The sequence below is a fragment of the Brevundimonas sp. genome, assembly GCF_032017145.1.
Taxonomy (GTDB): Bacteria; Pseudomonadota; Alphaproteobacteria; order Caulobacterales; family Caulobacteraceae; genus Brevundimonas.
In genome coordinates, this window is record NZ_DALZQC010000108.1 from 1 (window position 1) to 10,875 (window position 10,875).

At 69.4% G+C, this 10,875-nt stretch carries 14 protein-coding genes; 5 read left to right on the plus strand and 9 right to left on the minus strand.

Annotation, left to right across the window (positions count from 1 at the left end):
• On the plus strand, window positions 1-1,615 hold a 1,615-nt coding region (locus tag RTU05_RS14750), incomplete at its 5' end, for an ABC transporter ATP-binding protein/permease (RefSeq protein WP_312599108.1).
• Here RTU05_RS14750 and RTU05_RS14755 read toward each other — a convergent pair.
• The 6 genes from RTU05_RS14755 to RTU05_RS14780 form a co-directional block, all read right to left on the minus strand.
• Window positions 1,600-2,079, minus strand: coding sequence for a chemotaxis protein CheE (locus RTU05_RS14755; RefSeq protein WP_312599109.1), 480 nt, complete (start codon window positions 2,077-2,079; stop codon window positions 1,600-1,602). The two genes, RTU05_RS14750 and RTU05_RS14755, sit on opposite strands and share 16 nt — an antisense overlap.
• Window positions 2,076-2,627 carry a response regulator gene (locus RTU05_RS14760; RefSeq protein ID WP_312599110.1) on the minus strand — a complete coding sequence of 184 codons (552 nt, stop codon included), beginning with the start codon at window positions 2,625-2,627 and terminating at the stop codon, window positions 2,076-2,078. Before RTU05_RS14760 ends, RTU05_RS14755 begins: the two co-directional genes overlap by 4 nt.
• A 127-nt stretch (window positions 2,628-2,754) precedes the next feature.
• The gene (locus RTU05_RS14765; protein ID WP_312599111.1) at window positions 2,755-3,702 is read right to left on the minus strand and encodes an acetyl-CoA carboxylase carboxyltransferase subunit alpha; all 948 of its coding nucleotides are present in this window, start codon (window positions 3,700-3,702) and stop codon (window positions 2,755-2,757) included.
• Between the two features lie 90 nt (window positions 3,703-3,792).
• A complete protein-coding gene (locus RTU05_RS14770; protein ID WP_312599112.1) occupies window positions 3,793-3,984 on the minus strand; it encodes a type II toxin-antitoxin system HicA family toxin in 192 nt (63 codons plus the stop codon).
• 18 nt (window positions 3,985-4,002) lie between these two features.
• Window positions 4,003-4,227, minus strand: a complete 225-nt coding sequence (locus tag RTU05_RS14775; protein ID WP_312599113.1) for a DUF1902 domain-containing protein — start codon at window positions 4,225-4,227, stop codon at window positions 4,003-4,005.
• A 17-nt stretch (window positions 4,228-4,244) separates the two neighbouring features.
• Complete coding sequence (locus RTU05_RS14780; RefSeq protein ID WP_312599114.1) at window positions 4,245-5,165, minus strand: site-specific tyrosine recombinase XerD; 921 nt, start codon at window positions 5,163-5,165, stop codon at window positions 4,245-4,247.
• A gap of 125 nt (window positions 5,166-5,290) precedes the next feature.
• Between RTU05_RS14780 and RTU05_RS14785 the strand changes: the two genes are divergently transcribed.
• From RTU05_RS14785 to RTU05_RS14795, 3 genes are read left to right on the plus strand one after another with little or no spacing between them, the layout of a single operon-like run.
• Window positions 5,291-5,857, plus strand: coding sequence for a shikimate kinase (locus RTU05_RS14785; RefSeq protein WP_312599115.1), 567 nt, complete (start codon window positions 5,291-5,293; stop codon window positions 5,855-5,857).
• Complete coding sequence (gene aroB, locus RTU05_RS14790; RefSeq protein ID WP_312599116.1) at window positions 5,854-6,960, plus strand: 3-dehydroquinate synthase; 1,107 nt, start codon at window positions 5,854-5,856, stop codon at window positions 6,958-6,960. The genes RTU05_RS14785 and aroB overlap by 4 nt, the downstream gene beginning before the upstream one ends.
• Window positions 6,960-7,547 carry a GNAT family protein gene (locus RTU05_RS14795; RefSeq protein WP_312599120.1) on the plus strand — a complete coding sequence of 196 codons (588 nt, stop codon included), beginning with the start codon at window positions 6,960-6,962 and terminating at the stop codon, window positions 7,545-7,547. Before aroB ends, RTU05_RS14795 begins: the two co-directional genes overlap by 1 nt.
• Here RTU05_RS14795 and RTU05_RS14800 read toward each other — a convergent pair.
• From RTU05_RS14800 to tadA, 3 genes are read right to left on the minus strand one after another with little or no spacing between them, the layout of a single operon-like run.
• Complete coding sequence (locus tag RTU05_RS14800; RefSeq protein ID WP_312599117.1) at window positions 7,544-8,590, minus strand: nitronate monooxygenase; 1,047 nt, start codon at window positions 8,588-8,590, stop codon at window positions 7,544-7,546. The genes RTU05_RS14795 and RTU05_RS14800 overlap by 4 nt on opposite strands.
• 40 nt (window positions 8,591-8,630) lie before the next feature.
• The gene (locus RTU05_RS14805; RefSeq protein WP_312599118.1) at window positions 8,631-9,071 is read right to left on the minus strand and encodes an MliC family protein; all 441 of its coding nucleotides are present in this window, start codon (window positions 9,069-9,071) and stop codon (window positions 8,631-8,633) included.
• Between the two features lie 33 nt (window positions 9,072-9,104).
• Window positions 9,105-9,563 (minus strand): tRNA adenosine(34) deaminase TadA, encoded by a 459-nt coding sequence (tadA, locus tag RTU05_RS14810; protein ID WP_312599121.1) that lies wholly within the window; start codon window positions 9,561-9,563, stop codon window positions 9,105-9,107.
• Between the two features lie 12 nt (window positions 9,564-9,575).
• On the opposite strand from tadA, the gene RTU05_RS14815 reads away from it, so the two are divergent.
• The coding region (locus tag RTU05_RS14815) for a pseudouridine synthase (protein ID WP_312599119.1) at window positions 9,576-10,875 on the plus strand (1,300 nt) is incomplete at its 3' end.

Consider the following 10,875-nt stretch of genomic DNA (forward strand, 5'->3'; position numbering starts at 1 on the left):
CGTCGGCTGGGGCTTCGCCGCCTTCGCGGTCGGCTGGGCCCTGGTGCGGCTGTTGTCGGCGGCCTCGCCGTTGATTTCAGACGTCGTGTTCGCGCCCGTCCGCGCCGCCGCCCAGCGCGCCACGGCGGCCGAAGCCTTCGCCCATGCGCTGAGCCTGTCGCTGGATTTCCACCAGACCAAACGTTCGGGCGCCCTGTCGCGGACGATGGATCGCGGATCGCGCGCGGTCGATTTCCTGCTGCGCATCCTGGCCTTCAACCTGGTTCCCACCGGGGTCGAACTGGTGCTGGCCGCGGCCGTTCTGGGCGGCAAATACGACTGGCGCTTCGCCGCCGTCGCCGTGGCGGTGGTGGTCATCTACACCATCGCCACCTTCGCCATGTCCAACTGGCGGCTGGAGCATCGGCGCATCATGAACGCCGCCGATTCCGAGGCCGCCGGTGTCTCTGTCGACGCCCTGCTGAACTACGAGACCGTCAAGTCGTTCGGGGCGGAGACGCGCGCGGCCCAGACCTATGAACGAGCGTTGGGCGACTACGCCCAGGCGTCGCTGAAGGCCAACAGTTCGTTGGCCATGCTGAACGGGATGCAGGCCCTGGTCATGAACCTGGGGCTGGGCGTCATGGCGGTTATGGCCGGGTTCGAGGCGGCCGCCGGACGGATGGGGCCGGGCGATGTGACCGCCGCCGTCCTGATCATGATCTCGCTGTATGCGCCGCTGAACATCCTGGGCTTCGCCTATCGGGAAATCCGCCAGTCCTTCATCGACATGGAGGAGATGCTGAAGGTGACGCGCCAGACGCCGCAGGTGGCCGATGCGCCCGACGCCGTCGCCCTGCCGCGCCCGGCCGATGCGCGCGGCGCGGCCGTGCGGTTCGAGCACGTCGGTTTCCGCCACGACGCGCGGGCCAATGGGTTGGAGGATGTCAGCTTCTTCGCCCCGCCCGGCACGACCACGGCCCTGGTCGGTCCGTCAGGCGCCGGCAAGTCCACCATCGTCAAACTGGCGCTGCGCCTGCTGGACCCGCAGGAGGGACGTGTGCTGATCGACGGTCATGATGCGCGTGACGTGACCCAGGCGTCGTTGCGGGCGGCGGTCGCCCTGGTGCCGCAGGACGTGGCCCTGTTCAACGACACCTTGGCGGCCAACATCGCCTTCGCCCGGCCCGACGCCGACGAGGCCCAGGTCTGGGCGGCGGCCGAGGCGGCGGAACTGGCCGACTTCATCCGGGGCCTGCCGGAGGGGATGCAGACCAAGGTCGGGGAACGCGGGCTGAAGCTGTCGGGCGGCGAGCTTCAGCGGGTCGGGATCGCCCGCGCCCTGCTGGCCGACCCCTGCATACTGATCCTGGACGAGGCCACCAGCGCCCTGGACAGCCGAACCGAGGCGGCGATCCAGAAGACCCTGCGCAAGGCCCGGAACGGCCGCACGACCCTGGTCGTCGCGCACAGATTGTCCACCGTGGCGGACGCCGATCAGATTCTGGTGCTGAAGGCCGGGCGGATCGTCGAACGCGGGGCCCACCATGAGCTGGTCGCGCGTCAGGGCGGGGAATACGCCGCCCTGTGGAAGAAGCAGACCCGCGCCGGAAAGGCGGCTCAGCCCGCCGACTGATCGGCCGCCGGCAGTTTGCGACGAAGGACTTCGTGCAGATTGGCCAGAATGGCGGTGCGGGCGGCCTGTTCCTGGGGCGGCAGGGACAGCAGCACCTTCATGGCCTGGGCGTGGACGGTGGCGATGCGCCAGTCGAAGCCGCCCTGGCGCGGCGCGGCGTCCAGCAGATCGCACAGCCCCTTGGCCGCCGTGCACAGGTCGTCCATCGAGAAGGGACTGGCCGCGTCGATGATCTGGCTGGAGGCCGAATAGGCCGCATCCAGCCGCAACGGCTCGATCAGGTCGGGATCGGGCTTGGCCAACAGGACGGCGATGTTCCGGGCGATGATGTCGCGCGCCTGACCCTGGAGGACGTCCAGATTGGCCTTGGCTTGAGCCAGGGCCACGCCGACGCTTATACCGCCGGGCCGGTCCACCATCTCGGCCAGGCGTGAGCGTCGCTGATTGTGAGTGATGACGGTCATAGAGCCACGCTCTCCATCGCCGTCTTGCGGCGCAACATGTCCGCACGGCGTTCCTCGCCATCGTAATCGGCGTGGCGAAACCGCCGATCCGGCCCCAGATAGTCCCCGACCTCGAGAAACGGCCGGGTGTCGCGGGCCACCCAAAGAATGCGCTCCAGCAAGAGCGCCGGGCTGAACGGCTTGGTCACGACGAAGTTGGCCCCGCAGTCGCGCGCCTCGGCGACGCGGCCGCGCCGAATGTGGCTGGCGGTCATGATGACAGGGATGAAGGCGTTCGGATTGGGGCCGGAACGCCGCAGCCAGCGGATCAATTCGAACCCGTCGATATCGGGCATGTCAGTGTCGACGAGCAGCAGGTCGATGGTCTTTTCGACCAGAATCCGTTTTGCCTCGACCCCGCTGCCGATGGCGAAGCTGGGTCGGATGCCGAAGCCGGCCAGGGCGTTGGCGGTCAAGGTCAGCGAAAAGGGCGAATCATCGACGATCATCGTGACCGCGCCTGCCAGGTTGAATACCGCGCTTTCGCGCAGGGATTCGCCGCCGCTCATGCTGCTCGGCCCCGGATCGAAACCGCCGTCGTGATCATGGCCGGCCGTGCGCCCCGCAACCGCTGTGGATGGGGCGTCAGCCTGTCAGACGATGATGGACGCGGCGTTAACGCTGGCGTTTGGCGCCTTACAGGGCGCCGATGGCGTAGAAGCGTTCGGCGCGCTGGGTCTTGATCTGCTGCGGCGACAGACCGGCGAAGCCTCTCAACTCTTCCGCCAGAACGTCGCCGACCTTGGCGATGGCCGCGTCGCGGTCGGTGTGGGCGCCGCCGGTCGGCTCCTCGATCAGGCGATCCACGATCTTCAGCTGCACCAGATCGGGGCCGGTGATCTTCATCGCCATGGCCGCGTCCTTGGCCCGCGCGCCGTCGCGCCACAGTATGCCGGCTGCGCCCTCGGGCGAGATGACCGAATAGATCGAATGCTCCAGCATCAGCACGCGGCTGGCCGCCGCGATGGCGATGGCCCCGCCCGAACCGCCTTCGCCCGTGATGGTGGCGATGGAGGGCACGCCCAGCGTCAGACAGCGTTCGGTCGAGCGGGCGATGGCCTCGGCCTGACCGCGCTCCTCGGCGCCCAGGCCCGGATAGGCGCCGGCCGTGTCGATGAAACTGAGGACCGGCAGGCCGAACTGCTCGGCCATGTCCATCAGGCGCACGGCCTTGCGATAGCCCTCGGGGCGCGCCATGCCGAAGTTGTGGGTGATGCGGGTCGTGGTGTCGTGACCCTTTTCATGGCCCATGATGACCACTGGCCGACCGCGAAACCGCGCCAGACCGCCCAGGATGGCCTGGTCGTCGCCGAACTGACGGTCGCCGTGCAGTTCGTTCCAGTCGGTGAACAGACCTTCGACGTAATCGACGAAGTGCGGACGCTGGGGGTGGCGCGCGACCTGGGTCTTCATCCACGGGTCCAGACCGGCGTAGGTCTTCTTGCGTAGCTGATCGGCCTTTTTGCGCAGGGCCTCGATCTCATTGTCGAAATCGCCGGAGGTGTCGGACAGCAGCGACAGCTCCTCGATCTTGGCTTCCAGATCGGCGATCGGCTTTTCGAAGTCGAGATAGTGCGTGGCCATCAAGGCGTCCGGGAACTGCAAACGGGCGAAAGCGCCCTTGGGGAAGGCGGGGGAAACTAGAGAGGTCAACGCCGCCGGGCAAGCGGCGGTTCAGAAGGCCTTGGGCAACCCGGCTTGTTTGAGGATTTCGTTGGCCATGATCCGCATGGGCTTGGACGGTACGGTGACTTGGCGCCCCGCAGCGTTGCGCCACTTTTCGTGACTGCCTTTGCCGCCCGGAACACGCTCGAAGCCAGCATCTTTTAGCTGCCGCGTCAGGTCTCGATAATAGTCCTGGACCATCCAGAGCCGCCGCTGGACTCAGGCCGCAGCGAGGTCGAGCTGCCGAGTTGCCTCGAAACGAATGGCGACAGGCTCGTGGATATTCAGGTTGGACGCCAAAAGGTCAGGCGCGAAGTGCCGGATCAAATCCTCGAACTCTTCCAGCGTGTCCGTTTGAAGGACGAGGCCCGGAATGTCTGACTCGCTGTACCAGACGCTGGCCTCAGCGTCCCAGATCGCCTTGACGTAGAATGAATGCGCCATGCCCCGAATATGCGCCGTCAGTCGTCGCGCGCCAAGGGGTGGTTTTGGTGGACGACCTGGGCCAGGCGGTCGGTGGCGACATGGGTGTAGATCTGGGTGGTGGCGATGTCGGCGTGGCCCAGCAGGGTCTGGACGACGCGCAGATCGGCGCCGCCCTCCAGCAGATGGGTGGCGAAGGCGTGGCGCAGCACGTGGGGGCTGACGCGGGCCGGGTCGATGCCTGCGGTGATCGCAGCCTCGTCCAGCAGTTGGGCGAACCGGCGCGGGGTCAGGTGGCCGCTTCGGCCGAAGGAGGGAAAGAGCCAGGGGTTGTCGGGCGTCTCGGGCTTGCGTCCATCCTTGCCCTTGAGTTTGGCGTCGCGGGCGGTCAACCAGGCCTTGATCGCCTCTCGGGCGGCGGGGTTCAGGGGCGCGAGCCGTTCCTTGCCGCCCTTGCCGCGCACGATCAGATAGGCGGGGTCGCGCCGCACGGCCTCGACCTTGAGCCCCAGCAGTTCGGACACCCGCATCCCCGAGGCGTAGGCCATCTCGACCAGGGCGACCAGCCGCAGGCCCGCCGCCGCATCGCGGGCGGCCGAGGCGGCCAGCAGGGCGTCGATCTCGGCGCGGCTCAGGACCTTGGGCAGGGACCGGCCCTGTTTGGGCGCATCGAGGCGGCGCGACGGATCGTCCGCGCGCCAGCCCTCGGCCAGGGCGAAACGATAAAACTGGCGTGCGGCGGACCGGCGGCGTGCGGAGGTGGCGGCCGACAAGCCGCGTCGGGATAGACCGGCGAACCAGGCTTCCACCGCCTCGGCGTCGGCCTGCATCAGGCCGCCCGCCTCGGCCAACGCGGTTTCCGCATCGGCCAGGTCGCGGCCATAGGCTGACAAGGTGTGGGGCGAGGCGTCGCGTTCGACGGCCATCATCTCCAGAAAGGCCTCGATCTGGGGCGTCATCGCACGATCCGCGCGCCGAACGGATGGCGCATGGTCTGGCTTGGTGTAGAGGTTTCAGGGATCATGCCTGCCTGCGCCTTCGCCTTCGCCGTTCCTTCGACCGTCCGTTCCGCCGGAGCCGCCGGATGAGGCGCCGCGCGAATCCGGCGCCGACGCGCACCATAGCCCTGGTCGGCCTGATGGGGGTGGGCAAATCGTCGGTCGGGCGCCGGCTGGCCAACCGACTGAAGCTGCCCTTCGCGGACGGCGACATGGAGATCGAGGCGGCGGCCGGCATGACGGTGTCGGAAATCTTCGCGGCCCTGGGCGAGGACGAGTTCCGGGCGGGCGAGGCGCGGGTGATCCGACGCCTGCTGGAAGGGCCGCCCATCGTGCTGGCCACCGGCGGCGGGGCGATGATGAACCCGGAGACGCGCGCCCTGCTGAAGGACCGCGCCGACACCATCTGGCTGAGGGCCGATCTGGCCGTGATCGCGGAACGGGTGGCGCGCCGCGACACCCGCCCCCTGTTGCGCGGCAAGGACCCGTTGGCGGTGCTGACCACCTTGGCCGAGGCGCGCTATCCCATCTATGGCGAGGCGGACGTGACGGTGGACGTGGGCCAGGGCTCGCACGGCCAAGCGGTCGACGCCATCCACAAGAACCTGCGCCGACACTGGCGCAATCGAAGACGCGCGGAGACCCGGACATGACGACCCTTTCCGTGAGCGGCGGCGCCTTCGCCGCATATGATGTGGTGGTCGGGCGCGGCCTGCTGGCCCAGGCCGGCGGGCGCATCGCGCCCCTGGCGAAGGGGCGCACGGTCATCGTCACGGACGAGACGGTGGCGGCGATCCACGGCGCGGCCCTGGCAGAATCGCTGACGGCGGCGGGCGTGAACACACAGATGGTCGCCGTGCCGGCGGGGGAGGGGTCGAAATCCTTCGCCCAGCTGGAGCGGGTGCTGGATCGGCTGCTGGAGATCGGGCTGGATCGCAAGGATGTGGTCATCGCCCTGGGCGGCGGGGTCGTGGGCGATCTGGCCGGTCTGGCGGCGGCGCTCTACATGCGCGGCATCGACTTCGTTCAGGTTCCGACCACCCTGCTGGCCCAGGTGGACTCGTCTGTCGGCGGCAAGACGGCCATCGACACGCCGCGCGGCAAGAACCTGGTCGGCGCCTTTCATCAGCCGCGCCTGGTGCTGGCCGACATCGATGTGCTGGCGACCCTGCCTGAGCGGCAGGTGCGGTCTGGCTGGGCCGAGGTGCTGAAGCACGGGCTGATCTGCGACGCGGCCTTCTTCGACTGGCTGGCGGGCGAGGGCGCTGTGGGCGCGAACGGCGATCCGGCGGCGCTGGAACGGGCGGTGATCCGTTCGGTCGAGATCAAGAGCGCCATTGTCGGTGAGGACGAGAAGGAGGCGGGGCGGCGCGCCCTGCTGAACCTGGGTCACACCTTCGGCCATGCGGTCGAGACGGAAGTGGGCTTTGACGAAGGCGCGCTGGCGCACGGCGAGGCGGTGGCCTTGGGGTGCTGCATGGCCTTCCGCTATTCGGCGCGCGAAGGCCTGTGTTCGGCCGCCGATGTCGCACGGGTCGAGGCGGTGGTCGCTTCCGCTGGCCTGCCGACGCGGCAGGAACAGGCGGGCGCGTTCGCGGCAGACCGGCTGCTGGCCCTGATGGCGGGTGACAAGAAGGCCGAGGGCGGGGCGCTGACCCTGATCCTGGCGCGCGGCATCGGCCAGGCCTTCGTGGCCAAAAGTGTGGATGCGGCCAAGGTTCACGCCTTTCTGGTCGAGGAAGGCGCGACCGCGTGATGCGGATCGCCACGGCGCCGCTGGAGGATCGGTTCGTGCGGCTGGAACCGTTCGAGGACGGGCTGAAGGCCGAGGTCCGCGCGGCCCTGGATTGCGATCCCCACGCCTGGGCGATCATGGTGGCGCCCGCCTATGGCGACCATTTCGACGGTTGGTGGGAGGCGGCCCAGGCGGCGATGCGGGCCGGGACGCGGATCGCCTATGCGGTGCGGCGGCGCTCGGACGGGGCGGTGGTGGGCACGACCAGCCTGTACGAGATCAATCCCGCCCATCGCCGCTGCGAGATCGGCTCGACCTTCTACCGGCCCGAAGCGCGCGGCGGTCCGATCAATCCGGCGTGCAAGCGACTGTTGCTGGCCCATGCCTTCGCGGCCGGCGCTGTGCGGGTCGAGATCATCACCGACGCCGTCAACGCCCAGAGCCAGGCCGCCATTCTGAAACTGGGCGCCAAGGCCGAAGGGGTGCTGAGGAAACACAAGACCACCTGGACCGGCCGGGCGCGCGACACGGCCCTGTTCGCCGTCATCGACGACGACTGGCCCGAGGTCCGCGACCGCCTGGATCGCCGGTTGGCGGCGTTCGGCTAGGCGTCCATCTCCGCGATCAGCGCGGCGATCAGGTCTGCGGCGGGCAGGGTGCGGGCCAGGGGCGCGCCCTGACCGGCCCATTGGGCGCCGAAGCCGAACTCGCCCCCCGCCTCGGCGGCGGCGTTCAGCGCCTTTCCGGCGTCGTAGGCGACCGGATAGTCGGGCGGGACGGCCGCGGTCGTCGCGTCCCAAGCGGTGAAGCGATTTGCCAGACAGCGGGCGGGGCGGCCGGATATGACGTGGGTCATTGTCGTATGATGCGCGGCGTCGCTGGCCAAGGCGGCGCGGTATCCGGCGTCGGCGGCGCTCTCGGGACAGGCGACGAAGGCGGTGCCCATCTGAACCGCGACGGCGCCGAGATCCAGCGCCGCGCGGACGCCCTGTCCGTCCATGATCCCCCCGGCGACGATGACGGGCAGGCCGGCGCGGGCGACCAGAAGCCGGGTCAGGGCCACGGCGCCCAGGCGGCTGTCCTCGGCGTCGGGATCGAACATGCCGCGATGGCCGCCGGCCTCCCACCCTTGCGCCACCACGGCGTCCACGCCGGCGGTCTTGCAGGCCAGGGCCTCGTCCAGCGTGGTGGCGGTGGCCAACAGCAGGCAACCGGCCGCCTTCAGGGCGCGGATACGGGCGTCGTCGGGCAGGCCGAAATGGAAGCTGACCACCGCAGGCGGATCCGCCAGCAATCGGGGCAGCATGGCGTCGTCATCGGCGAAGCTGCGATAGATCACCCCCAAGCCGGGCGGCGGCGCGGCGCCGAGGGCCGTAAACTGGGGCGTCAGGGCCTCGAGCCAGGCGGCTTCCCCGGCCGGATCGCTGCGCGGGGCGGCGTGGACGAACAGATTGACGTTGAAGGGTCGGTCGGTCAGGGCGCGGGTTTCCGCCATCATCCGGCCGGCGCCGTCCGCATCGGTCGCGCCGACACCGATGGACCCCAGGGCCCCGGCGTTGGAGACGGCGGCGGCCATATGTGGCGTTGAAACGCCTGCCATCGGCGCCTGGATGACGGGAACGGTCAGGCCGAGGCGGTCGATCAGGGACATGGGCCGCAGCTAGGCGCCCGCAACGTCCGCCGCAACGGCGTCAGTCGACGGCTCGGCAGTCGGTCGGCTGACGGCCTTCGACCGACCAGGTGGCCAGCACGCCCTTGCCGCGCAGTTCGACGTTGGACGCGCGGTACCAGATGCCGTCGGCGGCGCGTTCCTGATACAGGTCCACCGCCTCGCCGGACGAGTTGCGGACGGTAGCCATCTGGCGCGGATTGTCGAAATCGACCGACAGGCGCTCGCCGTTGTCGCACAGATAGACGGTGTGGACGACGCGGTTCAGGGTGCGGTCCTGGATTTCGGCGCCGGTGCGTTGACGCGCGGTCTGGGCGGCGACGGCGCGATCCTTGACCTCGTCGCCGCTGCGGGGCGCCTTGTCGGGGTCAGGGCCGCAGGCGGTCAGCAGGGCCAGGGCGGCCAGGCCGCTGATCACGATCGACTGCGGCAGATCCGGCTTGAACAAGGTCTTTCCCTCCACGGCGCGGCCCAACGGCGCCGCTTTCGCGGCGGTCTAACGTGCGCGGCCTGCCGCCGTTCCCCTTCGCTGACGGAAGAAGGATTTGAGCAGGGACGACGCCTCATCGGCCAGAAGACCTGAGTCCGTGGTCGGACGCCAGTGGCATGTGGGCTGTTCGAACAGACGCGGGCCGTGAATGACGGCGCCGCCCTTGGCATCGTCGGCGGCCCAGACCACGCGGCCGATGCGGGCGTGGCTGATGGCCCCGGCGCACATGGCGCACGGCTCCAGCGTCACATAGAGCGTCAGGCCCGTCAGACGGTAGTTCTCAAGCACCGTCGCCGCGCGGCGCATGGCCACGATCTCGGCGTGGGCCGTGGGGTCGTGGGCCGCGATCGGACCATTGGCGCCGGTCGAAATCACCTCACCCGAGGCCGGATCGACAAGAATTGCGCCCACGGGCACCTCTCCTGCGTCCGCCGCCGCTTGCGCTTGGTCCAGCGCCATGCGCATGAACCGCTCATCATGGTCCGCCATACAGACGACAACGACAAGAAGCCCCGCGCCCGTCAAGACGAACGGTCGCCCCGGCCCTTTAAATCCTCCGGTCCCCGCAAGAGCGGCGACGGGACGAAATCATTCGGCGACAAGCCGCGCGGCCCTCGCGACGACGGCGCAAAGCGTTTCGGCGACAAGCCGGACCGGCCCCGCAGCGACCGGCCTCGCACCGATAAGGGCGGCAAGGACGGCAAGTCGGGCAAGGCCGAGACGCCCCTGCGCGCCGAGCGAATCGCCAAGACCATGGCTCGAGCCGGCATCGCCTCGCGCCGCGAGGTCGAGCGGCTGATCGGCCTGGGCAAGGTGGCGGTCAACGGCCGCATCCTGGACACGCCCGCGACCCTGGTGACGCGCGACGACGTGATCACCGTGGACGGCAAGCCCATCGGTTCGACCCAGGCGACGCGCGTCTGGCGCTATCACAAGCCTGCGGGCCTCTTGACCAGCCACAGCGATCCGACCGGGCGGCCGACGGTGTTCGACGCCCTGCCGGCCGGCCTGCCGCGCGTGATCTCGGTCGGTCGGCTGGACCTGGCGACCGAAGGTCTGTTGCTGCTGACCAATGACGGCGAGCTGAGCCGGGCGCTGGAACTGCCGTCGACCTCGCTGGTGCGTCAGTATCGGGCGCGGGCGCGGGGCAAGATCACCCAGGAACAGCTGGACGCGCTGAAGGACGGCGTGGTCGTGGACGGCGTGTCCTATGGCCCCATCGAGGCCAAGCTGGACAAGGCCAAGGAGTCGAAGGCCGAGGACGGCAAGGCGCCGGCCAATCTGTGGATCTCGGTCTCGATCACCGAGGGCAAGAACCGCGAGGTCCGCAAGGTGCTGGAATTGGTCGGCCTGACGGTCAACCGCCTGATCCGCCTGGCCTATGGTCCGTTCCGCCTGGACGTGCTGCCGGTCGGGGCGGTCGAGGAGGTCGGGCCGCGCGTGATCCGCGAACTGCTGGCCGACTATATCCGGCCCGAGAACCTGCCGACCGGCAATACGGTCGAGACGCCCGCGCCCATCCCCGGCCGTCGCCTGTCCACGCCCATCGTCAAGGGACGGTCGGGCTCGGCCATGTCGGACCCGTCGCGTAAGCCCAGCCGCGTCCGCGCCGCCGAAACGGCCCAGGCCGACGCCGTCGAACGCCGCGAGCGTCCGCCGAAGAAGGAGGGCTGGGCCAAGGCCGCGCCCAGGTTCGAACATTCCAAGACCTTCAAGCCGCGCGAGCGCACAGCCCCCGCCGGGGCGCGTCCGGCGCGCGAGGACGGCGACCGGCCCA

Coding starts and splice junctions, on each gene's coding strand:
- RTU05_RS14800 (WP_312599117.1), bottom strand. CDS start 8,590: ATGTCCCTGATCGACCGCCTCGGCCTGACCGTTCCCGTCATCCAGGCG.
- RTU05_RS14775 (WP_312599113.1), bottom strand. CDS start 4,227: ATGGCGCATTCATTCTACGTCAAGGCGATCTGGGACGCTGAGGCCAGC.
- RTU05_RS14760 (WP_312599110.1), bottom strand. CDS start 2,627: ATGAGCGGCGGCGAATCCCTGCGCGAAAGCGCGGTATTCAACCTGGCA.
- RTU05_RS14795 (WP_312599120.1), top strand. CDS start 6,960: ATGCGGATCGCCACGGCGCCGCTGGAGGATCGGTTCGTGCGGCTGGAA.
- RTU05_RS14785 (WP_312599115.1), top strand. CDS start 5,291: ATGAGGCGCCGCGCGAATCCGGCGCCGACGCGCACCATAGCCCTGGTC.
- RTU05_RS14780 (WP_312599114.1), bottom strand. CDS start 5,165: ATGACGCCCCAGATCGAGGCCTTTCTGGAGATGATGGCCGTCGAACGC.
- tadA (WP_312599121.1), bottom strand. CDS start 9,563: ATGCGCATGGCGCTGGACCAAGCGCAAGCGGCGGCGGACGCAGGAGAG.
- RTU05_RS14765 (WP_312599111.1), bottom strand. CDS start 3,702: ATGGCCACGCACTATCTCGACTTCGAAAAGCCGATCGCCGATCTGGAA.
- RTU05_RS14770 (WP_312599112.1), bottom strand. CDS start 3,984: ATGGTCCAGGACTATTATCGAGACCTGACGCGGCAGCTAAAAGATGCT.
- aroB (WP_312599116.1), top strand. CDS start 5,854: ATGACGACCCTTTCCGTGAGCGGCGGCGCCTTCGCCGCATATGATGTG.
- RTU05_RS14755 (WP_312599109.1), bottom strand. CDS start 2,079: ATGACCGTCATCACTCACAATCAGCGACGCTCACGCCTGGCCGAGATG.